The sequence below is a fragment of the Klebsiella sp. MISC125 genome (genome assembly GCF_051131775.1).
In the GTDB taxonomy this organism is placed as follows: Bacteria; Pseudomonadota; Gammaproteobacteria; order Enterobacterales; family Enterobacteriaceae; genus Klebsiella.
The window spans coordinates 1,822,162-1,842,384 of sequence record NZ_CP180448.1; the positions used below are offsets into that span (position 1 = coordinate 1,822,162).

Here is a 20,223-nt window from a genome sequence, read left to right on the forward strand (position 1 = left end):
GATGTGAAATATGAAACGCGCCTACAAATACAGATTCTATCCAACAGCCGAACAGGCTGAGCTTCTGGCCCGGACGTTCGGTTGTGTGCGTTTCGTCTACAATTCAATCCTTCGCTGGCGCACTGATGCGTATTACGAACGCCAGGAGAAAATTGGCTACGTTCAGGCCAGTACCCAATTAACGGCCCTGAAAAAAGAGCCTGAATTTGCCTGGCTCAATGACGTTTCCTGTGTGCCGCTCCAGCAGTCGCTGCGCCACCAACAGGCCGCCTTTGCGAACTTCTTCGCCGGGCGTGCTGCATACCCGGTATTTAAAAGTAAGCGCCATAAACAAGCCGCGGAATTAACCGCCAGCGCATTCAAATACCGCGACGGCAAGCTGTATATGGCAAAGAGTAAAGCGCCGTTAGATGTACGCTGGAACCGCCCGTTGCCGTCGACTCCGTCTACCGTCACCCTTTCCAGAGACGCAGCCGGACGATACTTCGTCTCCTGTCTCTGCGAGTTTGAACCTGTATCACTGCCGGTCACCGCAAAAATGGTCGGCATTGATGTGGGTTTAAAAGATTTGTTCGTCACCGATACCGGATTTAAATCCGGCAATCCCCGCCATACCGCCAAATACGCGTCCCGCCTGGCGTTGCTCCAGCGTCGTTTAAGCAAAAAGGCTAAAGGCTCAAAGAACCGCGCCAAAGCCCGCTTAAAGGTGGCCCGACTCCACGCGAAAATAGCTGATTGCCGTCTGGATGCCCTGCACAAGGCATCCCGCAAACTGATAAACGAGAACCAGGTTGTTTGCGTCGAATCCCTCAAAGTGAAGAACATGCTCCGTAACCCGTCTCTGTCCAGAGCGATAGCAGACGCAGGCTGGGGTGAATTTACGCGCCAGCTCCGGTACAAAGGCGAATGGGCCGGGCGTTCGGTGGTCGCAATCGACCCGTTTTTCCCGTCTTCAAAACGCTGTAGCTGTTGCGGTTTCACCATGAAAAAGATGCCTCTGGATGTTCGTAAATGGTCCTGCCTGGAATGCGGCGCGGACCATGATCGCGACATTAACGCGGCGCGTAATATCAAAGCTGCCGGGCTGGCAGTGTTAGCCTATGGAGAGCGGGTAAATCCTGAATCGTGTCACGCGGCTTAGGTTCGGCTCTGTGAAGTGGGAATTCTCGCTGTTCACGGTGGGGAGCAGTCAAGTTTACCTCAGGAAATTTGGGAATGTCTTTGGTGAAGATCGGTGGAAATACGGTTCATCATTGGGCCGTTCAGACGACACTTAAGCAGGCATAAGGCCAGCACCAGATGGAAGATTGCCGGTACAACGCTTTGCAGCAGGGTGATGCCCTGAATAGAAGCGGCGGTCTGGTTTTCCAGTCCCGGCTGGTAGGCCACCATAATCAGCAGAATGCTGATTATTCCGCCGGATGAGGCCCATGAGAGTTTGATAAAAAAGAGGTTGAAGGCGAAGTTCATCCCTGAAGAGCGCACGCCGTTTTTCCATTCGCCGTAATCATCGGCAAACGCCATGATCGAGAAGTGCAACGGTAGGGTGAAGCCGAGCACGATGTTGTTAATCAGGATACAGACCAGCCATAGCGTCTGGTGCTGCGGTCCGGTCGGCAGGAACCACATCGCCAGGCCGAAAACAACCAGCACCAGGTTGGTATAGAAGTACAGCTTGACCATATCGACACGGCGGGAAAGCGGATTGACGATCACTGCACCGATGATCGCGGCCAGAGTGACGATGGCAAAAAACAGCGACATAAAGCCAGTGCTGCCCTGTAGCGCATAGGAGATGAAGTACATGTAGCCGCCGCCGCGAATACACAGAATATTCACCAACAAGAAAGACATCACCAGCATCATGAGTAATTGGTCGTTCTTGCGCAGTCCTTGCAGATGCTGGCGCAAAGTGAATTTCCCGGCCAGCGATAGAGGAACTCGCTCTTTGACCCAGAAAAAGCACAGTAAAAACATGACTGCACCAATCCCACACAGCACGGTCACGCCATACTGGTAGCCTTTAGCCAGATTGCCCTGACCAAAGAATTCGACCATCCACGGTAGTCCGACAGAGACCAGGAATCCGGCGATACCGCTTAAGACAAAGCGCCATGACTGGCAGGACATCACCTGATCGTGACGGTTGGTCATGGCGTTAATCAGCGCGCAGTAGGGGACGTTGTTGGCGGTATAGCCCACTGAGAGCAGGAAGTAGGTACCGAAGGCCCAGGCGACTTTCATGTTCGGGCTCATGTCCGGCACGGTGAATGTCAGGATCCCGATAACCGCAAGCGGAACGGCAGTCCATAGCTGCCACGGACGAAAACGACCCCAGCGGCTGCGGGTTCTGTCGGCGATAACGCCCATAACCGGGTCGGATACCGCATCGACAATTCTCAAGGTAAAAAACATTGCGCCGACGATGGCTGGGCTCAGGCCAAACACGTCGGTGTAGAAAAAAAGCAGGAAGCCGCTGATCAAATCCGAGATGCAGTGTCCACCGGCATCTCCCAGTCCATAGCCTATTTTTTCGCGGGTTGAGAGCGTTTCTCCCGCATCAACTATCTGCACATCGGTATCCAGATTATCGGCAGTAGCCATAACCAATCCTTATTTGCCTTAGCAATGGTGATGATTCAACAAGTCATTACGACGTATCTCTGGTTATTTTTAGTAAATTTAAAACGATGGAGAGCATAGATCTGATCATGGTTATGCGTACATTCCTGACGTTTCGTCCTGTGATTTTGATCTTTATTTTTACTAGAAATAAATTTTTAATGTAGATCTTTATCACGTTTTAAAGAGTGCAAAGTATGTGGTTTATCTGTGAAACATCTTGAAAGGATGCCGCCCGGTAAGAAGCTCCAACCTTATTTGTAGTACTGTGATACGCATAAGCAGGCAGAGCGATGTCCGCCTGATGACTTGTGCGGTGGGATGACAAACCTGAATTTTTGTTTAGTAAAAAATAAAAACATTCAGGTTGTTAATCGTCATCCGCTGCGTGATATCCTTAGTGACTGCTTCATACATTCGCCCGACGAGATACAAGGGCGTTGATGGAGATGGCAAAGTACGTACACGACGAGGCTGAGCTGGAGAGCAGGCGCTATACCCGTCATACTTCAAGTTGCATGTGCGTTGGCTTTCCTCGCTCACCCCAGTCACTTACTTCAGTAAGTTCCCGGGGATTCACTGCGTCGCCGCCTTCCTGCAACTCGAATTATTTAGGGTATAAAAGGACAATCAGCATAAATCCCGCATGACAGGTGAAAACGAACGGAATGGCAAAAAAAACCAGAATTAAAGATATTGCGACCGCCTGCGGTGTGTCTATTGCCGCGGTCTCCAGGGCGTTGAAAGGGCAGCCGGGGCTCAGTGAAGAGACACGCCAGCGGATTTTGTCGATAGCGGAAGCAGAAGGCTATGATTTTAGCCGCTTGCGCAGCGGGCGTATCAAGCGCCTGCTTTTTCTGCTGCACCGGGAACACAATATCGCCAGCGCGCTGCCGTTCTATTCGACCGTGATGCTCGGCGTCGCTGATGCCTGTCGAGAAAATGAAATTGCCATGAGTTTCCAGCCCATTGGCCCCGGAGACTCGGTAAGCGAGCTGATTAATCTGCACCAGCCTGATGCACTGATTTGTGCGGGTTATCTGGAAGCTGAGGTGTTAGCTGAACTGCGTAAAACCGCGTTACCCGTTGCCCTTGTCGATCTGTGGGCGGCAGATTTTCCTTGTGTGAATCCGGATAACTATCATGGTGGTTTTGTCGCCACCCGCCACCTGCTTGAGCAGGGAAGAAAACGTATTGCTTTTCTCGGTCATTCGCAGCGCCATTACAGTATTCGCCAGCGTGTTGAAGGCTATCAGCAAGCGCTGTTTGACGCCGGAATTTCACTGCCTGCTGATTATAAGGTCGAGGTACCGCCAGTTAAGGAGATTGAGCAGGCGTTGGTGGAGGGGATGGAGAGCCTGCTGGCGTTGCCGCAGCCGCCGGATGCTATCTTTGCTTATAACGATATGGCGGCGCTGGTGGCCATGCGGGTCTGCGCGCGCAAAGGCATCAACGTACCGCAAGAGGTGGCGATTGTCGGTTTTGATGATATCGACGCCGCGGCCTGGGCATATCCGCCATTAACCACGGTAGCCATTGATAAGCGCGAGCTTGGCCGCGATGCGTTCCGTCTTTTGCTGAGCGATGAAGGTGAGAGAAACCTGTTGTTACCGGTGCGGCTGGTGGTTCGCGAAAGTTCGTTGCGGTTGCGTCCGGAGCTATAATCCGGCAAAGTCTGCGCCATTGAGCGGAAGGGGCAAATATCGTGAAGCGACTGATTATTGGTATTTCTGGCGCCAGCGGCGCAATTTACGGCGTGCGGCTGCTCCAGATTTTACGTGATGTTCCAGATGTAGAAACGCACCTGATTTTGAGTCAGGCCGCGCGCCAGACGCTGGCGCTGGAGACGGACTTCTCTTTGCGCGAGGTGCAGGCGTTAGCTGACGTGGTTCACGATGCCCGTGATATCGCCGCCAGCATCTCTTCCGGCTCTTTTAAAACCGCCGGGATGGTGATTCTGCCGTGCTCAATGAAAACCCTTTCCGGCATTGTTCATAGCTATACCGATGGTCTGTTGACCAGAGCCGCGGACGTGGTGCTTAAAGAACGGCGCCCGCTGGTGCTGTGCGTGCGGGAAACGCCATTCCATCTGGGCCATTTGCGTTTACTGGTTCAGGCGGCGGAAATGGGCGCGGTGATTATGCCGCCGGTGCCGGCGTTCTATCATCGTCCGCAAACCCTCGATGATGTGATTAACCAAACGGTCAATCGCGTTATTGATCAGTTCGATATTACCCTTCCTGAAGACCTCTTTACCCGCTGGCAGGGCGCATAGCTCGCACTAACATAGTGCGCTTTATTCACAATTGCGCTCCTGCAGTGCAATTTTGTCGCCTCGATCAAATCCTCAACATTTAATTTGTTTTTTTGCGCTCCGGCACTGCGGTTTATCCGTTATTGCTGGTATCTTCGCTTTTAAGACAAACTTGCAACGTTTATTTAACAAATTTAACGCCATTTCCAGCACGCACTGAGAAAATGGCATAAAACGTGCACTATAAAACGTGCAAGAGCTGTTGGCAGTATTCATAACAAGATAACGCATCGCATAACAACATCACGACACTTAAGGGTAACCTATGAAGAAGACGGTCCTGGCTCTCTCTTTAATGATGGGAATTTGCAGCGCTTCCAGCGCATTCGCCGCGCTGCCGCAAAGTATTCGTATTGGCACCGATGCCACCTACGCGCCTTTCTCATCGAAGGATGCGAAAGGGGATTTCGTCGGCTTTGACATCGATTTGGGCAATGAGCTTTGTTCACGTATCAACGTGAAATGTACCTGGGTAGGCAGCGATTTCGACGCTCTGATCCCTTCGCTGAAGGCGAAGAAGATCGACGCCATTATCTCTTCTTTGTCGATTACCGAAAAACGTCAGCAGGAGATAGCCTTCTCTGACAAGCTCTACGCGGCGGATTCCCGTTTGATCGCCGCTAAGGGTTCACCGATTCAACCAACGCTGGAATCTCTCAAAGGCAAGCATGTCGGCGTATTACAGGGCTCCACTCAGGAAGGCTATGGTAATGAGCGCTGGCGCAGCCATGGCGTAGATGTTGTTGCTTATCAGAACCAGGATTTGATTTACTCCGACCTTGCAGCAGGCCGTCTGGACGCCGCATTACAGGATGAAGTGGCCGCCAGCGAAGGCTTCCTCAAACAACCTGCCGGTAAAGATTTTGCTTTTGCTGGCCCTTCCGTTAAAGACAAAAAATTCTTTGGTGATGGTACCGGTATCGGCCTGCGTAAGGACGATAGCGAGCTGAAAGCCGCGTTTGATAAAGCGCTGGCTGAAGTTCGTAAAGATGGTACCTACGATAAGATGGCGAAAAAATACTTCGACTTTAACGTATACGGCGACTAAGACCACTGTTGGCCCGGGGCTCCGGGCCATGCACATCTATTGCTGCCCCTTATTGGTGCAATCACACTTTTGGTGGATCAATCTGGTGCAGTAAAGCGCCCGCATTGCGATAGGAAGTGCATAGTTAAGCGTTTCTGATGCGAAAAAATTTGCTTTCCGGCGCAGAATGTTTTGCCTTACCGGGGCGAATAATGGCACGATAACTGCCGTAAGTATTTCTAATAAACCCGTTAGAATGACAGTCTGTTGAGGATAGTTATGAAAAAACTGGCGTTGTCTCTTTCTTTAGCGCTGGCCCTTTCCAGCGTTTCCACGGTATTCGCAGCAATTCCGCAAAAAGTCCGTATCGGTACCGACCCTACTTATGCCCCGTTCGAATCGAAGAATGCACAGGGTGAATTGATTGGTTTTGACATTGATCTGGCAAAAGAGCTGTGTAAGCGCATCAATACGCAATGTACCTTCATTGAGAACCCGCTGGACGCGCTGATCCCATCTTTAAAAGCGAAGAAGATTGATGCCATTATGTCCTCGCTTTCGATCACCGAAAAACGTCAGCAGGAAATCGCTTTCACCGACAAACTTTATGCCGCCGATTCTCGCCTGGTGGTGAAAAAAGGCAGCGATGTTACGCCTGACCTCGCGAAGCTGAAAGGCAAACGCGTCGGTGTTCTGCAAGGAACTACGCAAGAAACCTACGGTAATGAACACTGGGCGCCGAAAGGAATTGAAATTGTCTCCTATCAGGGCCAGGACAATATCTATTCTGACCTGACTGCTGGACGTATTGATGCCGCGTTCCAGGATGAAGTTGCCGCTAGCGAAGGTTTCCTCAAACAGCCTATTGGCAAAGATTATCAGTTTGGCGGTCCGTCGATTAAAGACGAGAAGCTGTTTGGCGTCGGCACCGGCATGGGGCTGCGTAAAGATGATAACGAACTGCGTGAAGCGCTGAATAAAGCCTTTGCCGAGATGCGCAAAGACGGCACCTACGACAAGCTGGCGAAGAAATATTTTGATTTTAACGTGTACGGCGATTAACCATTTCGCGTACCCCATCGCGCGTAATTTGGCGCGCGATGGTTGATGACAGACAGGGCAGACAGCATGCTGTACGGGTTTTCACAGGTTATTTTTCAGGGCGCGCTGGTCACCCTCGAGCTGGCATTAAGCTCCGTTGTTCTGGCGGTGCTTATCGGTCTGGCCGGAGCCGGAGCCAAGCTTTCCAGCAATCGTCCGCTGGCGCTGATTTTTGAAGGCTATACCACTTTAATCCGCGGTGTGCCCGATCTGGTGCTTATGCTGCTGATTTTCTATGGATTGCAGATAGCGCTCAATAGCGTGACTGATGCACTTGGTCTGGCGCAGTTTGATATCGACCCAATGGTGGCGGGGATTATCACGCTGGGATTTATCTATGGTGCCTATTTCACCGAAACCTTTCGCGGCGCTTTTCTGGCCGTACCGAAAGGGCATATCGAAGCGGCCACCGCTTTCGGATTCAGCAGCGGGCAGACTTTTCGCCGGATCCTGTTCCCGGCGATGATGCGCTATGCGCTGCCTGGAATAGGCAACAACTGGCAGGTTATCCTCAAAGCGACCGCGCTGGTCTCGCTACTGGGACTGGAAGATGTGGTCAAGGCAACCCAGTTGGCAGGCAAAAGCACCTGGGAACCCTTTTACTTTGCCATCGTCTGCGGCCTGATTTATCTCGTATTTACAACGGTTTCCAATGGTGTACTGCTGATGCTTGAACGCCGTTATTCTGTAGGCGTGAAGAGGGCTGACCTGTGATTGAAATTATTCAGGAGTACTGGAAATCCCTGCTGTGGACTGACGGCTACCGCTTTACCGGGGTAGCGATTACGCTCTGGCTGCTGATCTCGTCAGTGGTGATGGGGGGCATTCTGGCGGTTTTTCTCGCCATTGGTCGCGTCTCAAGCAATAAATATATCCAGTTCCCCATCTGGCTGTTTACCTACATTTTTCGCGGTACGCCGCTGTACGTCCAACTGCTGGTGTTCTATTCCGGGATGTATACGCTGGAAGTTGTCAAAGGTACCGAACTGCTAAATGCTTTCTTCCGTAGCGGCCTGAACTGTACGGTGCTGGCGCTGACGCTAAATACCTGTGCCTATACCACGGAGATTTTCGCTGGCGCGATTCGTTCGGTTCCTGCCGGGGAGATTGAAGCGGCGCGAGCGTACGGTTTTTCATCGGTCAAAATGTATCGCTGCATTATTTTGCCTTCCGCGCTGCGTATTGCTCTGCCTGCTTACAGCAACGAAGTGATTTTGATGTTGCACTCCACCGCGCTGGCTTTTACCGCGACGGTGCCGGACCTGCTGAAAATCGCCCGTGATATTAACTCGGCGACCTACCAGCCGTTTACTGCTTTTGGCATTGCCGCAGTACTGTATCTCATTATCTCGTATGTGCTGATTAGCTTGTTCCGCAGGGCGGAAAAGCGCTGGCTGCAGCATATCAAACCTTCTTCAACGCACTGAGAACGCCATGTCCGACAATAAATTAAACGTTATCGATCTCCATAAACGTTACGGCGAACACGAGGTGCTGAAAGGCGTCTCGCTGCGGGCGAAAGCCGGAGACGTTATCAGCATCATCGGTTCATCAGGTTCCGGCAAAAGTACCTTTTTGCGCTGCATTAACTTCCTTGAAAAGCCCAGTGAAGGCACGATTGTTGTTAACGGGCAGAATATTGGCCTGGTTCGTGATAAAGACGGCCAGCTCAAGGTCTCTGATAAAAATCAACTCCGCCTGCTGCGTACTCGCCTGACCATGGTGTTTCAGCACTTCAACCTGTGGAGTCATATGACGGTACTGGAAAACGTCATGGAAGCGCCGATTCAGGTTCTGGGGCTGAGCAAACAGGAAGCGCGCGATCGGGCAGTGAAATACCTGGCGAAAGTGGGTATTGATGAGCGCCAGCAGATTAAATACCCGGTCCACCTATCCGGCGGTCAGCAGCAGCGTGTATCCATCGCCCGCGCGCTGGCAATGGAGCCTGATGTGTTGCTGTTTGATGAACCAACGTCGGCGCTTGACCCGGAACTGGTGGGCGAAGTGCTGCGTATCATGCAGCAACTGGCGGAAGAGGGGAAAACCATGGTTGTGGTGACGCATGAGATGGGCTTTGCCCGCCATGTTTCCTCGCACGTGATCTTCCTCCATCAGGGTAAAATTGAAGAAGAAGGGCACCCTGACGAAGTCTTCGGTAATCCGAAAAGCCAGCGCCTGCAGCAGTTCCTTAAAGGTTCCTTGAAGTAGTTTTCCGTTTTGTTCCGGCGGGATATTTTCCGCCGGGATGACTAACGCTCCAGCCGATATATCCAGTCATCGTAATCCACTCCGTTCAGGTGGTAGACTTTTTCGAGAACCTGAATGCGGATAAACCCCTGATTTTCCAGCAGGCGGGAAGATCCCGCGTTAGTGCCCAACACCCACGCATTAATCGCCTGAACGCCGAGTTGGTTAAATCCGTAATCGCAAATTGCTTGTAGCGCTTCGCGGGCGTACCCCTGTCCCTGTGCTTCGGGGAGGAGGGCATAACCCACGTCTGCTTCGTGCGGATTTTTACTGCTGATACGCAGGCCGATATCACCCATCGCCGTGCCGCTGGCATCGCGCAGCACGAAGACGCCAGTATCTGCGCAGCGAGCCTCAAACAGCGTACGTAGCGCCGGTTCTTCAAGGATCTCACCCATAAAACGCATCACTTCCGGGTCTTGCCGCAGACGCAGGAAAAAGGGCCAGTCGGATGAGTTAAATGGAGAAAGAAGTAAGCGCGGAGTGGTGAGCGTTATCATAAAACAGGCCATAGCGGTGGAGAGTCTATTCACCTTAACACCACAACGTACTGAATTATATGGCGGTGTTATCCGATGCTTAACGAATCAACCCGGTGTTTTTCAAGCCCTCGAAGGTAGTGAAGGACGGTTTCGCTCTCCCGCGTAGCTCGCAATTGCAGCGCCAGATTCAGGTTATCCAGAACCTCGGCGTGGGCAACCAGCGGAGAGTCTTCGGGGATTCTGTTTTCCGTTACCAGCCAACCAACAATGGTTTTCCAGCGCCACAAAGGGGAATTGCCCTTAACGCGCTGCACCGGTCCAGGAAACTGACCTGAACCTCTCGCGCCATCTTTCAGCAAGGCGATGGCCTGCCGCGTCAGGCCGGTGAGTTCGGCAATATCGCTTAAACCTACCAGTGCGGAATCAACGGATTCAACCCGGGCGTTAAGGGAGGGCGCGGATTCGATATCTGCAATGGCTGACAGGATAGCCTGTTCAAGAGAGTCGCTTTCGCGATCGAAATCCAGATAGACTGCGGTACCGTAAAAGCAGACCAGGGCATCAGCGCAGCCCGCCGCATGCAGCGCATCTTCCAGACCCACGGTATGCGCGGTAACGCCAGAAAGCGTGAGGGTAAAATTATACAGCGCCATAATTTAGTCCTTCTTGTGGTTAATCTGAGCTGATAAAGGCACCTGACAGCGGTCGACCATTCTAATAATCTGCCGGGCGTGGTTAATGGGGACTGCCGGCGTTGACCAGATACTCACCATATGTTCCCGATGCCGGGCCGTCCCGCACATTAGCCGTCCAAAACAGTGGGCACTTTTACCGCCAGCGATAAAAATCCAACCCCTTGTGAGCGCATAGTCGATGGCTGCTCTGATATGTTTATCTGGATGTTCCTTCATCACTATGTCCTGGTTATTTTGAATAAGATGTTGACGGATGTCAACGTGTAATGATGCAAAATTGCACACCAGGGGGTTATGACAGAGTGGAAAGATAATCACTGGAAGCAGATTCACAATTAAGCGGGTATTGAGCGAGCGGGTTTTGATTGTTGCGAGGAGGGTTCCATGGCGCGCTGGGGATTTATTTAAGTCAGGGAGACCGGCAAGGTCTCCCGGCGGCATAATAGCCCTGAGCTATCCCAGTACATCGGCCAGGGCTTCTTCCAGGTCGTACCAACGAAAACCAAATCCGGCGGCTTCCAGGCGCTTCGGCAGCGCGCGCTGGCCGCCGAGTACCAGCACCGATGATTCGCCCATCAGCAGGCGAATAGCCGCCGCCGGAACGCGGAAAATCGCCGGGCGGTTCAGGGCGTGACCCAGCGCGTGGGCAAACTGTTCGTTACGCACCGGGTAAGGGGAAACCATATTAAACGGGCCGCGCAGGTCGTTATCCAGTAGCCACAGAATACCGTTGACCATATCGTCGATATGAATCCACGCCAGGTACTGTCTACCGCTGCCAATAGGGCCGCCGAGGCCGAGCTTAAATGCGGGGGTCATTTTGGCCAGAATACCGCCTCGTGGTGCCAGCACCACGCCGGTGCGTAGCAGGCAGACGCGGGTATGTTCGCTTTGCGCCTCGCAAGCGATCTGCTCCCAGCGGGCGCAAAGTTTGTGGGTGAATTCGTTATGCGGCGGCTCTTCTTCGGTGACTACTACTTCGCCAAGGTCACCGTAGTAACCGGCTGCGGAACCGCTAATCAGCGCTGACGGTGGAGCGTCGCTGGCGTTGATCAGCGTGACCAGCTTTTGGGTGATATCCCATCGGCTGTGGCAGAGGCGCTGTTTCTGCTCTGCCGTCCAGCGTTTATCGGCGATGGGCTCGCCGGCCAGATTAATCACGGCATCAAAGCCGTTAAGGTTGGTCTGACCCTCGAAATCGCGCCACAGGGTGACGCGAGAATCGAGTCGGGATTTGGCCTTTTCCGGGCTGCGTGTTGAAACCGTTACGCTATGCCCAAGCTCCAGCAGCCGGGGTATCAGATGTCGGCCAATCAGACCGGTGCCACCAGTAAGCAGAATCTTCATACAGCCCCCTTATCTGCGTTTACCGCCGCCAGCTCATGGTCATGGATACCGAATCGGCGTAGCGCAGCGCATGCAGTTTATCGATCTCTACTTCAGCATATGTGACCCAGTGATGTTCGCGTGCGATGTCGAGCACATCCTGAGTTAATTTTTCCAGCAGAGAGAAACGGTTATTCTCGATATGACTAATGATGCGCTTGGTGATAGTGCGGTAGTTCAGCGCATCGTTAATATCTTCACTGTTACGTGATTGATCCGCCGGGTAGTGGATAGCGACGTTAACCACCACATCCTGGCGGTTGGCGATCTCTTCCTCTTTAATGCCAATAAAAGTACGCAGGCGCAGGTTCTTAATTCGAATAATGGCGTCTGGTTGAGACATTGCAGGTTTCCTCCGTATAGTAATTTCCGCAATCATACATCAAAGCATCCCGGGCGAGCAGGGGGTTAATTCGCTTGTATTTTTCGTAATGCCTCAACGGTGGCAGGGCGCTGGTGAATACGCTCAAACCAGTTACATACCGCGGGGAAATTGGCAAGATCCACGCGCTGACGCTGATGGGCATTAACCCATGGCCAGCAGGCGATGTCGGCGATGCTGTAGTGGTTTCCACCCAGCCAGGGACTCTGCTCAAGACGTCGGTTCAATACGCCATACAAACGTTGCGTTTCTACCTGATAGCGCTCAATAGCGTAGGGAACAGCCTGTGGGGCGAAATGGTTAAAATGATGATTTTGCCCGAGCATCGGGCCTAAACCGCCGACCTGCCAGAACAGCCACTGTAGCGTAACGTGGCGTTCGCGCAGTTCCCCACTAAGCAATTTGCCTGTTTTTTCCGCCAGATAAAGCAGGATCTCGCCGGATTCAAACAGGCTCAACGGCGAGCCGCCGTCTACGGGATTGTGGTCGACGATCGCCGGGATCTTGTTATTCGGGGAGATGGTGAGAAATTGTGGATGAAACTGTTCACCTTTGCCAATATCGACCCGCATCATGCGCCAGGCCAGCCCTGCTTCTTCGAGGAAGATCGTAATTTTGTGGCCATTGGGGGTGGGTGCATAGTAAAGATCGATCATGAAGTCTCCCGCCGTCACAGGTCGCGCACTTTTTTCGAGTATAGGTGAACTGACGCGATTCGGTATAAGTATGCAAAATCCTCATGGCGGCGCTCAGTGACATCCCTTGAAAGACAAGATATGTTGGCTTATCGCCCCATTACATTAGCCATTGAGGATGCCATGAGCCAGCCTGCTATTACCCTGTGGTCCGATTCTGATTTTTTCTCGCCGTATGTGATGTCCGTGTATGTTGCTCTGCAGGAAAAGAGCCTGCCTTTTACCCTTAAAACCGTCAATCTCGACAGCGGCGAGCATCTGCAAAGCAGCTGGAAAGGCTATTCTGCTACCCGCCGCGTGCCGCTTCTGGAGGTCGATGATTTCTCCCTGAGCGAATCATCGGCGATTACCGAATATCTGGACGAACGCTTTGCGCCGCCGGAGTGGGAGCGTCTCTATCCCCATGATCTGCAAAAGCGCGCGCGGGCGCGTCAGGTGCAGGCCTGGCTGCGCAGCGATTTGATGCCGATTCGCGAAGAGCGTTCGACGATCGTAGTGTTTGCCGGAGCAAAGAAACCGCCGCTCAGCGAAGCCGGGCAGCAAAGCGCCGCGAAACTGTTTGAAACCGCCGGGGCGCTACTGGCGCAGGGCGGCCAGAATCTGTTTGGTGAGTGGTCCATTGCCGATACCGATCTCGCGTTGATGCTCAATCGACTGGTACTCAATGGCGATGAGGTGCCAGCGGCGCTGGTGGAGTACGCCACCTTCCAGTGGCAGCGGGCGTCGGTTCAGCGCTACGTCGCACTGTCGGCTAAACGCGCGGGCTGATAAGCCTCAGCGGTTCCGTTATCATAGGCGCATCGTAATGCGTGGAGATGGAATAGTATGAAGCTGATGTTTGCATCGGATATCCACGGCTCTCTGCCCGCAACTGATCGCGTACTTGAACTGTTCGCGCAAAGTGGGGCACAGTGGCTGGTGATCCTTGGTGATGTGCTCAATCACGGGCCGCGTAACGCGCTACCCGAAGGTTATGCCCCTGCTCAGGTTGCGGATAAGCTGAATAGCGTGGCGGAACGGGTGATTGCCGTGCGCGGCAATTGCGACAGCGAAGTCGACCAGATGCTGCTTCATTTCCCCATTACCGCTCCCTGGCAGCAGGTTTTAAGCGATCGCTTGCGCCTGTTTCTGACCCACGGACATCTGTATAGCCCCGATAATTTACCGCCGCTCGCCGCTGGCGATGTGCTGGCTTATGGTCATACTCATATTCCGGTTGCTGAGAAACGCGGTGAGATTTTTCTCTTCAACCCCGGCTCGGTCAGCATTCCCAAAGGGGGATTTTCCCCCAGCTACGGCCTTCTGGATGAGGGGCGATTGCAGGTTTTAGCACTCGATGATCATCAGGTTATTGCAGAGGTCGCAATTTACCCGTAATTTACCCCACAACCGTATAGACGCGCCGCGAGAGCGCTTTAAAAAGTAAGGTTTCCTGATGGCGGAACAGAACGATTTGGCAAGCACAGAATGGGTCGATATTGTTAATGAAAACAATGAGGTGATAGCACAATCCAGCCGCGAACAAATGCGTGCGGAGTGTCTGCGTCATCGGGCGACCTACATTGTTGTTCATGATGGGATGGGCAAAATCCTCGTGCAGCGCCGTACCGAAACTAAGGATTTCCATCCGGGAATGCTGGATGCCACCGCGGGTGGCGTGGTGCAGGCGGATGAGCAAATGTTGGAGTCCGCGCGCCGCGAAGCGGAAGAAGAGCTCGGCATCGCCGGTGTCCCCTTTGCCGACCACGGACAGTTCTACTACGAAGATAAACACTGCCGCGTCTGGGGTGGCCTGTTTAGCTGCGTATCGCACGGACCTTTCGCCCTGCAAGAAGAGGAAGTGAGTGAAGTGTGCTGGCTGACGCCAGTGGAGATCACCGCACGCTGCGACGAGTTCACGCCGGATTCATTGAAAGCGCTGGCTCTATGGATGACCCGTAATGCTAATAATGAGTCATCAAAAGCTGAAAAACAGGAAGAGGCGGAGTAGCCGCCTAACAGCTATCCCGCAGGCATAAGCTGGAGGTGATGGGTTTTCTGTCGCTCCAGCTCCCCTCATTCAGGCGCTCCAGCAGCGCACGCCCGGCCTCAATGCCAATCTTGTGGTGCGGCACCGCCATTGTTGTTAACGGCGGTTGGCAAACCCGACTGACATCGCTATCTCCAAAGCCAACGACGGCTAAATCGTCAGGAACTTTAATACGCCGACGCTGGCATTCATACAGTGCGCCACATGCCAGTTCATCGGAAACGCAAACCAGCGCATCCAGCTCCGGCCAGGCCAGTAAAAACTCAGGCAGTTGTGAAGCGCCGGTGGAAAAATTGGGTGGCAGGGCGGCGTTAATCACCCGATTGGGCGACATATGGTGGCGCAGCATCGCTTTATACCAGCCTTGCAAATGCTGCTGAAAAATCCACTGCTCCTGATTGGCACACAGTAGACCAATATTCTGGTAGCCGCGGTGGATGAGCATCTCCGTGAGTTCGAACATAGCTGCGACGTTATCAATACCGATATTCATGTCGAGGGGGTCGGCGCGCATCGCACCCATTTCCATCACCGGAATTGAGGCGTTCTTCAGCCAATGGCGTACAGTATCGCTATGCTCAACGCTAAGCAGGATGGCGGCGGCGATATTGGAGGCCAACAGAGTTTCCAGCAGTTTCTCTTCCTGCTCCAACCGGTGCTGTGACTCCGCCAGCATGATTTGATAGCCCGCAGGCTGTAAGACTTGCTGAAGTCCGGCAAACATTGCTGAACATCCCGACTCAGCAAGATTTGGCACCACCATCGCTATTGTTCTTGAAGAGGCTGAAGCCAGCGCGCTGGCGGCAAGGTTGGGCATATATCCCAGTTCCTGCACTGCCGCTTCAATTTTTTCACGCAGTTTATCGGAAACCTGCTCCGGCGTGCGCAGAGCACGGGAAACGGTCATCGTGCCCACACCAGCAAGCTGAGCAACATCGGCGATCGTCACTTTGCCGGTACTACGCCGTTTTCGGGTTAGAGACATACACATTCCTGTTGAACAGACGCTTTTTATCATCATCCATCACTTCACGTGTTTGGCAGTATACGCCTTAAATGCCTACTTTTTTTGCGTTTTCACATGATGATGATGAATTGATAGCGCTATCACAAATCTGAATGTTATCTGTTGGTAGCGCTATCTTTGTGATCGTTCTCGCAGTTAACTGTTGGTAGCTTGAATAAAGTTTGCTCATCTTTTGCTGATAACGAGGGACAAGATGCTTAAAACATGGATCTCTGATGCAACCATTACGCTCCAGCAGGAAGTAGAAACCTGGCCGCAGGCGCTGGATATCTGCGCCAGGCCGTTGCTTGAATCCGGCGTCATCGCGCCTGAGTATGTGACGGCGATCGTTGAGCAACACCATAAACTGGGGCCGTATTATGTGCTGGCTCCGGGGTTGGCAATGCCGCATGCGCGGCCGGAAGAGGGGGCGAAAGGCTTAGGTTTATCGCTACTGAAGCTGGAACAGGGCGTGTCATTTGGTTCTGAAGAGTTCGACCCGGTTGATATTATTATTATGCTTGCGGCACCAGATAAGCACAGCCACATCGAAATGATCTCCGCGCTAGCGGAATTATTTTCCAGTGATGAAGATATGGAAAAATTACATCAGGCGAAAACCCTGGAGGAGATAAAAACAATAATTGCACGATTCTGAGTTAATTCGATAATCCGATTTATAACCCATTACGCGCTAGCGTGATGCGGACGAACTCTACCCAAAAAAGGTGATAATAATGAAAATCATGGCAATTTGTGGTTCAGGCCTGGGCAGTAGTTTTATGGTTGAGATGAATATTAAAAAAGTGCTTAAAAAACTTGAAATAGAAGCTGAAGTGGAGCACTCCGATCTCTCATCGGCAACGCCGGGCGCGGCAGATTTATTTGTGATGGCAAAAGATATTGCCGCCAGCGCCAGCGTGCCGGAAAGCCAGCTGGTGGTGATCACCAACATCATCGACATTAATGAACTCGAAGCGCAGCTGCGCGCGTGGTTCGCCAAACAATAACTCTTTATAGCGAGGCGGATATGTTTATCCTTGAAACGCTGAATTTTGTTGTTGATATTCTCAAGGTACCCTCCGTTCTGGTCGGGTTAATTGCGCTAATTGGTCTGGTTGCGCAAAAAAAATCTTTTTCCGATGTCGTGAAAGGAACGATAAAAACTATTCTGGGTTTTATCGTTCTGGGTGGTGGCGCGACGGTATTAGTCGGCTCTCTTAATCCGCTAGGGGGAATGTTTGAGCATGCCTTTAATATTCAGGGGATTATTCCTAATAACGAGGCGATTGTTTCTATTGCTCTGGAAAAATATGGTGCTTCAACCGCGCTGATTATGGCATTTGGGATGGTGGCAAATATTCTGGTCGCGCGCTTTACGCGTCTGAAATACATCTTCCTGACCGGGCATCACACCTTCTATATGGCCTGTATGATCGGCGTGATCCTCACCGTGGCGGGCTTCGAAGGCGTCGGACTCGTGTTTACCGGCTCGCTGATTCTCGGACTGGTGATGGCGTTCTTCCCGGCGCTGGCGCAGCGCTATATGAAGCGGATTACCGGTACCGATGATATCGCTTTCGGCCACTTCGGTACGCTGGGCTATGTGCTCTCAGGCTGGATTGGCAGCGTCTGCGGCAAAGGCTCTCGCTCGACCGAAGAGATGAATCTGCCGAAGAACCTGAGCTTCCTGCGTGACAGCTCCATCTCCATTTCGCTGACCATGATGATTATCTATTTGATTATGGCGGTGAGTGCAGGGCGTGAGTATGTTGAAAGCACCTACAGCGGCGGCCAGAACTATCTGGTGTACGCCATTATTATGGCGATTACCTTCGCCGCCGGGGTGTTCATCATCCTGCAAGGGGTTCGTCTGATTCTGGCGGAGATTGTACCGGCTTTTACCGGCTTCTCGGAAAAGCTGGTGCCAAATGCGCGCCCTGCGCTGGACTGTCCGGTTGTTTACCCCTACGCCCCCAATGCCGTGCTGATTGGTTTCCTGTTTAGCTTCCTCGGTGGTCTGGTCGGGTTATTCCTCTGCGGGCAGTTTAAGTGGGTATTGATTTTGCCGGGCGTGGTGCCGCACTTCTTTACCGGTGCGACTGCCGGGGTGTTCGGCAATGCTACCGGTGGTCGTCGTGGGGCAATGATCGGTGCTTTTGCCAACGGTCTGCTGATCACCTTCCTGCCTGTGCTGCTGCTACCGGTGCTGGGGGCGATTGGTTTTGCCAACACCACCTTCTCTGATGCGGACTTCGGCGCGGTAGGGATTGTGCTCGGTAATCTGGCGCGCTACCTGTCACCGATGGCGATTACGGGTCTTGTCGTGGCGTTGTTCGCACTGCTGGTGGTCTACAACATTTTTGCGAAAAAGAAATCTGCGGGCGGTAGCGCGCAGGAGAACAGCGGAGCCAAATCATGAATATGAAAGAAGTGATCCAACTGGCGCGTGACATTCGCGTCGCCACCTTAAAATCGCTGACGAATCTGGGTTTTGGTCACTATGGCGGCAGTATGTCGGTGGTGGAAACGCTGGCGGTGTTATATGGCGCGGTAATGAAAATCGACCCCGCCGATCCGGACTGGTCGGAGCGCGATTACTTTGTACTGTCGAAAGGTCATGCGGGCCCGGCGTTATACAGCACGTTAGCCATCAAGGGCTATTTCCCATTGGAAGAGCTAAGCACGCTCAACCATAACGGTACGCGCCTGCCCAGCCATCCGGACAGGCTGAAAACGCGCGGCGTCGATGCCACAACCGGATCGCTGGGGCAGGGGATTTCTATCGCTGGCGGTATGGCGTTGTCGCATAAGTTGGCGGGGCGCGCGAATCGCGTATTCTGCATCGTCGGCGACGGCGAGCTGAATGAAGGCCAGTGCTGGGAAGCGTTCCAGTTTATCGCCCACCATCGGCTGAATAACCTGACGGTGTTTGTTGACTGGAATAAGCTCCAGCTTGACGGCTCGCTGGATGACATTATTTGCGCTTTCAATCTGGAAGATAAATTCCGTGCCTTTGGTTTTGATGTTGTCACGGTGAAAGGTGATGACATTTCCGGACTGCTGGCGGCGGTTCAGCCGATACCGTCTACAGATGCACGTCCGCGCGTGGTGATCCTTGATAGCATTAAAGGGCAGGGCGTGCCGTATCTTGAGCAGCTCAGTAATAACCATCACCTGCGTCTGACGGATGAGATGAAAGAGGCGCTGAACGAGACGATTCGCCAACTGGAGGCCGCACATGATTAAGGTTGCACCCGCAGGACAAAAAGATAGCGTAGAGATGCGCAAGGTGTACGCCAGATTCATCACGCAAGAGATTGAAGCGGGCGGCCCGATTATTGCCCTGGAAGCGGACTTGATGAGCTCAATGGCGATGGATGGCGTGGCGCGGGAGTATCCGCAGCATGTGATCAACTGCGGCATTATGGAAGCCAACGTGATTGGCACCGCCGCCGGGATGGCGTTGACCGGACGCAAGCCATTTGTTCATACCTTTACCGCCTTCGCCAGCCGTCGCTGCTTTGACCAGCTATTTATGTCGCTGGATTATCAGCGTAATAACGTCAAAGTGATCGCCTCGGATGCGGGTATTACCGCCTGCCATAATGGCGGAACCCATATGTCGTTTGAGGATATGGGCATTGTGCGCGGCCTGGCGCACTCGGTGGTGTTGGAAGTGACTGATGCCGTGATGTTTGACGATATCCTGCGCCAGCTTATCAATCTTGACGGTTTCTACTGGGTGCGCACGATCCGTAAACAGGCGCCGAGCGTGTATGCGGCGGGCTCAACGTTTACCATCGGCAAGGGTAACGTGCTGCGTGAAGGTGAAGATATCACACTGATCGCCAACGGCATTATGGTGGTAGAAGCGCTGGAAGCGGCGCGTCAGCTCGAACAGGAAGGGGTCAGCGCGGCAGTGATTGATATGTTTACCTTGAAGCCTATCGATCGCATGCTGGTGAAAAACTATGCTGAAAAAACCGGGCGTATCGTCACCTGTGAAAACCATAGTATTCATAATGGCCTGGGATCGGCGGTGGCGGAAGTGTTGGTGGAAACCTGTCCGGTACCGATGCGTCGCGTGGGAGTGAAAGAACGCTATGGTCAGGTGGGAACGCAGGACTTTTTGCAGAAGGAGTATGGCCTGACGGCGCATGATATTGTCTCGGCGGCGCGCGAGCTGCTGTAAATAAAAAGGCGACCAAACGGTCGCCTTTTTTCATGCCGGGGG

Annotated in this window: 24 protein-coding genes; 16 read left to right on the top strand and 8 right to left on the bottom strand. The window is 52.9% G+C overall.

The features are described 5' to 3' along the window. The first annotated feature begins 10 nt into the window (after positions 1–10). Positions 11–1,141, top strand: a complete 1,131-nt coding sequence (locus ACMYSL_RS08710) for an RNA-guided endonuclease InsQ/TnpB family protein (RefSeq protein WP_434662222.1) — start codon at positions 11–13, stop codon at positions 1,139–1,141. Between the two features lie 59 nt (positions 1,142–1,200). On the opposite strand, the gene ACMYSL_RS08715 is transcribed toward ACMYSL_RS08710, so the two are convergent. Further along, positions 1,201–2,604: an MFS transporter gene (locus tag ACMYSL_RS08715; RefSeq protein ID WP_142514642.1), complete on the bottom strand. Its 1,404-nt coding sequence runs from the start codon at positions 2,602–2,604 to the stop codon at positions 1,201–1,203. A gap of 686 nt (positions 2,605–3,290) precedes the next feature. On the opposite strand from ACMYSL_RS08715, the gene ACMYSL_RS08720 reads away from it, so the two are divergent. The 7 genes from ACMYSL_RS08720 (at position 3,291) to hisP (ending at position 9,272) form a co-directional block, all read left to right on the top strand. After that, the gene (locus ACMYSL_RS08720) at positions 3,291–4,286 is read left to right on the top strand and encodes a LacI family DNA-binding transcriptional regulator (RefSeq protein ID WP_112212963.1); all 996 of its coding nucleotides are present in this window, start codon (positions 3,291–3,293) and stop codon (positions 4,284–4,286) included. 41 nt (positions 4,287–4,327) lie between these two features. Next, positions 4,328–4,897 (top strand): UbiX family flavin prenyltransferase, encoded by a 570-nt coding sequence (locus tag ACMYSL_RS08725; RefSeq protein ID WP_182240135.1) that lies wholly within the window; start codon positions 4,328–4,330, stop codon positions 4,895–4,897. A gap of 304 nt (positions 4,898–5,201) precedes the next feature. After that, positions 5,202–5,984, top strand: a complete 783-nt coding sequence (argT, locus tag ACMYSL_RS08730; RefSeq protein ID WP_110272253.1) for a lysine/arginine/ornithine ABC transporter substrate-binding protein ArgT — start codon at positions 5,202–5,204, stop codon at positions 5,982–5,984. 258 nt (positions 5,985–6,242) lie between these two features. Next, positions 6,243–7,025 carry a histidine ABC transporter substrate-binding protein HisJ gene (gene hisJ / locus ACMYSL_RS08735; RefSeq protein ID WP_110272254.1) on the top strand — a complete coding sequence of 261 codons (783 nt, stop codon included), beginning with the start codon at positions 6,243–6,245 and terminating at the stop codon, positions 7,023–7,025. Between the two features lie 66 nt (positions 7,026–7,091). Continuing rightward, complete coding sequence (locus ACMYSL_RS08740; protein WP_112212966.1) at positions 7,092–7,778, top strand: histidine ABC transporter permease HisQ; 687 nt, start codon at positions 7,092–7,094, stop codon at positions 7,776–7,778. After that, a complete protein-coding gene (hisM, locus tag ACMYSL_RS08745) occupies positions 7,775–8,491 on the top strand; it encodes a histidine ABC transporter permease HisM (protein ID WP_112212967.1) in 717 nt (238 codons plus the stop codon). The genes ACMYSL_RS08740 and hisM overlap by 4 nt, the downstream gene beginning before the upstream one ends. 7 nt (positions 8,492–8,498) lie before the next feature. Further along, positions 8,499–9,272: a histidine ABC transporter ATP-binding protein HisP gene (hisP, locus tag ACMYSL_RS08750; RefSeq protein ID WP_004852881.1), complete on the top strand. Its 774-nt coding sequence runs from the start codon at positions 8,499–8,501 to the stop codon at positions 9,270–9,272. A 41-nt stretch (positions 9,273–9,313) separates the two neighbouring features. Here the strand turns inward: hisP and ACMYSL_RS08755 are convergent, their stop codons facing one another. From ACMYSL_RS08755 to yfcG, 6 genes are all read right to left on the bottom strand, one after another. After that, the gene (locus ACMYSL_RS08755) at positions 9,314–9,811 is read right to left on the bottom strand and encodes a GNAT family N-acetyltransferase (RefSeq protein WP_304261068.1); all 498 of its coding nucleotides are present in this window, start codon (positions 9,809–9,811) and stop codon (positions 9,314–9,316) included. Between the two features lie 68 nt (positions 9,812–9,879). Continuing rightward, positions 9,880–10,446: a DNA-binding protein gene (locus ACMYSL_RS08760; protein WP_434662224.1), complete on the bottom strand. Its 567-nt coding sequence runs from the start codon at positions 10,444–10,446 to the stop codon at positions 9,880–9,882. A 3-nt stretch (positions 10,447–10,449) separates the two neighbouring features. Next, on the bottom strand, positions 10,450–10,929 hold the full coding sequence (locus tag ACMYSL_RS08765; protein ID WP_434662226.1) for a hypothetical protein: 480 nt from the start codon (positions 10,927–10,929) through the stop codon (positions 10,450–10,452). 12 nt (positions 10,930–10,941) lie between these two features. After that, complete coding sequence (locus tag ACMYSL_RS08770) at positions 10,942–11,835, bottom strand: TIGR01777 family oxidoreductase (RefSeq protein WP_434662227.1); 894 nt, start codon at positions 11,833–11,835, stop codon at positions 10,942–10,944. A gap of 19 nt (positions 11,836–11,854) precedes the next feature. Then, entirely contained in the window at positions 11,855–12,217 is a 363-nt protein-coding gene (gene folX / locus ACMYSL_RS08775) for a dihydroneopterin triphosphate 2'-epimerase (RefSeq protein WP_181485463.1), read from the bottom strand. Positions 12,218–12,282: 65 nt separating this feature from the next. Beyond that, entirely contained in the window at positions 12,283–12,912 is a 630-nt protein-coding gene (yfcG, locus tag ACMYSL_RS08780) for a GSH-dependent disulfide bond oxidoreductase (RefSeq protein WP_434662228.1), read from the bottom strand. Positions 12,913–13,074: 162 nt separating this feature from the next. On the opposite strand from yfcG, the gene yfcF reads away from it, so the two are divergent. Genes yfcF through yfcD form a run of 3 tightly spaced genes read left to right on the top strand, consistent with a single transcriptional unit; the run spans position 13,075 to position 14,941 of the window. Then, a complete protein-coding gene (yfcF, locus tag ACMYSL_RS08785; RefSeq protein WP_304252479.1) occupies positions 13,075–13,719 on the top strand; it encodes a glutathione transferase in 645 nt (214 codons plus the stop codon). 57 nt (positions 13,720–13,776) lie between these two features. Continuing rightward, positions 13,777–14,328: a phosphodiesterase gene (gene yfcE, locus ACMYSL_RS08790; RefSeq protein ID WP_181485466.1), complete on the top strand. Its 552-nt coding sequence runs from the start codon at positions 13,777–13,779 to the stop codon at positions 14,326–14,328. Positions 14,329–14,386: 58 nt separating this feature from the next. Further along, the gene (gene yfcD / locus ACMYSL_RS08795; RefSeq protein WP_110272263.1) at positions 14,387–14,941 is read left to right on the top strand and encodes an NUDIX hydrolase YfcD; all 555 of its coding nucleotides are present in this window, start codon (positions 14,387–14,389) and stop codon (positions 14,939–14,941) included. Positions 14,942–14,945: 4 nt separating this feature from the next. Here the strand turns inward: yfcD and ACMYSL_RS08800 are convergent, their stop codons facing one another. Further along, positions 14,946–15,965 (bottom strand): LacI family DNA-binding transcriptional regulator, encoded by a 1,020-nt coding sequence (locus ACMYSL_RS08800; protein WP_112212975.1) that lies wholly within the window; start codon positions 15,963–15,965, stop codon positions 14,946–14,948. A gap of 235 nt (positions 15,966–16,200) precedes the next feature. Here ACMYSL_RS08800 and ACMYSL_RS08805 point away from each other — a divergent pair, with 235 nt between their 5' ends. From ACMYSL_RS08805 to ACMYSL_RS08825, 5 genes are all read left to right on the top strand, one after another. Beyond that, positions 16,201–16,644 carry a PTS sugar transporter subunit IIA gene (locus ACMYSL_RS08805; RefSeq protein WP_434662231.1) on the top strand — a complete coding sequence of 148 codons (444 nt, stop codon included), beginning with the start codon at positions 16,201–16,203 and terminating at the stop codon, positions 16,642–16,644. A 79-nt stretch (positions 16,645–16,723) separates the two neighbouring features. Then, positions 16,724–16,996 carry a PTS sugar transporter subunit IIB gene (locus tag ACMYSL_RS08810; RefSeq protein WP_041146575.1) on the top strand — a complete coding sequence of 91 codons (273 nt, stop codon included), beginning with the start codon at positions 16,724–16,726 and terminating at the stop codon, positions 16,994–16,996. Between the two features lie 20 nt (positions 16,997–17,016). Continuing rightward, positions 17,017–18,408 carry a PTS ascorbate transporter subunit IIC gene (locus tag ACMYSL_RS08815; protein WP_304252471.1) on the top strand — a complete coding sequence of 464 codons (1,392 nt, stop codon included), beginning with the start codon at positions 17,017–17,019 and terminating at the stop codon, positions 18,406–18,408. Next, positions 18,405–19,235 carry a transketolase gene (locus ACMYSL_RS08820; RefSeq protein ID WP_434662232.1) on the top strand — a complete coding sequence of 277 codons (831 nt, stop codon included), beginning with the start codon at positions 18,405–18,407 and terminating at the stop codon, positions 19,233–19,235. Before ACMYSL_RS08815 ends, ACMYSL_RS08820 begins: the two co-directional genes overlap by 4 nt. After that, positions 19,228–20,181: a transketolase family protein gene (locus tag ACMYSL_RS08825; protein ID WP_434662234.1), complete on the top strand. Its 954-nt coding sequence runs from the start codon at positions 19,228–19,230 to the stop codon at positions 20,179–20,181. The genes ACMYSL_RS08820 and ACMYSL_RS08825 overlap by 8 nt, the downstream gene beginning before the upstream one ends. Positions 20,182–20,223: the final 42 nt, after the last annotated feature.

What these genes read in the sequence shown, in the direction of transcription:
- ACMYSL_RS08710 (WP_434662222.1), top strand. Translation starts at nt 11, where the DNA reads ATGAAACGCGCCTACAAATACAGATTCTATCCAACAGCCGAACAGGCT.
- ACMYSL_RS08715 (WP_142514642.1), bottom strand. Translation starts at nt 2,604, where the DNA reads ATGGCTACTGCCGATAATCTGGATACCGATGTGCAGATAGTTGATGCG.
- ACMYSL_RS08720 (WP_112212963.1), top strand. Translation starts at nt 3,291, where the DNA reads ATGGCAAAAAAAACCAGAATTAAAGATATTGCGACCGCCTGCGGTGTG.
- argT (WP_110272253.1), top strand. Translation starts at nt 5,202, where the DNA reads ATGAAGAAGACGGTCCTGGCTCTCTCTTTAATGATGGGAATTTGCAGC.
- hisJ (WP_110272254.1), top strand. Translation starts at nt 6,243, where the DNA reads ATGAAAAAACTGGCGTTGTCTCTTTCTTTAGCGCTGGCCCTTTCCAGC.
- ACMYSL_RS08740 (WP_112212966.1), top strand. Translation starts at nt 7,092, where the DNA reads ATGCTGTACGGGTTTTCACAGGTTATTTTTCAGGGCGCGCTGGTCACC.
- hisP (WP_004852881.1), top strand. Translation starts at nt 8,499, where the DNA reads ATGTCCGACAATAAATTAAACGTTATCGATCTCCATAAACGTTACGGC.
- ACMYSL_RS08755 (WP_304261068.1), bottom strand. Translation starts at nt 9,811, where the DNA reads ATGATAACGCTCACCACTCCGCGCTTACTTCTTTCTCCATTTAACTCA.
- ACMYSL_RS08760 (WP_434662224.1), bottom strand. Translation starts at nt 10,446, where the DNA reads ATGGCGCTGTATAATTTTACCCTCACGCTTTCTGGCGTTACCGCGCAT.
- ACMYSL_RS08765 (WP_434662226.1), bottom strand. Translation starts at nt 10,929, where the DNA reads ATGCCGCCGGGAGACCTTGCCGGTCTCCCTGACTTAAATAAATCCCCA.
- ACMYSL_RS08770 (WP_434662227.1), bottom strand. Translation starts at nt 11,835, where the DNA reads ATGAAGATTCTGCTTACTGGTGGCACCGGTCTGATTGGCCGACATCTG.
- folX (WP_181485463.1), bottom strand. Translation starts at nt 12,217, where the DNA reads ATGTCTCAACCAGACGCCATTATTCGAATTAAGAACCTGCGCCTGCGT.
- yfcG (WP_434662228.1), bottom strand. Translation starts at nt 12,912, where the DNA reads ATGATCGATCTTTACTATGCACCCACCCCCAATGGCCACAAAATTACG.
- yfcF (WP_304252479.1), top strand. Translation starts at nt 13,075, where the DNA reads ATGAGCCAGCCTGCTATTACCCTGTGGTCCGATTCTGATTTTTTCTCG.
- yfcE (WP_181485466.1), top strand. Translation starts at nt 13,777, where the DNA reads ATGAAGCTGATGTTTGCATCGGATATCCACGGCTCTCTGCCCGCAACT.
- yfcD (WP_110272263.1), top strand. Translation starts at nt 14,387, where the DNA reads ATGGCGGAACAGAACGATTTGGCAAGCACAGAATGGGTCGATATTGTT.
- ACMYSL_RS08800 (WP_112212975.1), bottom strand. Translation starts at nt 15,965, where the DNA reads ATGTCTCTAACCCGAAAACGGCGTAGTACCGGCAAAGTGACGATCGCC.
- ACMYSL_RS08805 (WP_434662231.1), top strand. Translation starts at nt 16,201, where the DNA reads ATGCTTAAAACATGGATCTCTGATGCAACCATTACGCTCCAGCAGGAA.
- ACMYSL_RS08810 (WP_041146575.1), top strand. Translation starts at nt 16,724, where the DNA reads ATGAAAATCATGGCAATTTGTGGTTCAGGCCTGGGCAGTAGTTTTATG.
- ACMYSL_RS08815 (WP_304252471.1), top strand. Translation starts at nt 17,017, where the DNA reads ATGTTTATCCTTGAAACGCTGAATTTTGTTGTTGATATTCTCAAGGTA.
- ACMYSL_RS08820 (WP_434662232.1), top strand. Translation starts at nt 18,405, where the DNA reads ATGAATATGAAAGAAGTGATCCAACTGGCGCGTGACATTCGCGTCGCC.
- ACMYSL_RS08825 (WP_434662234.1), top strand. Translation starts at nt 19,228, where the DNA reads ATGATTAAGGTTGCACCCGCAGGACAAAAAGATAGCGTAGAGATGCGC.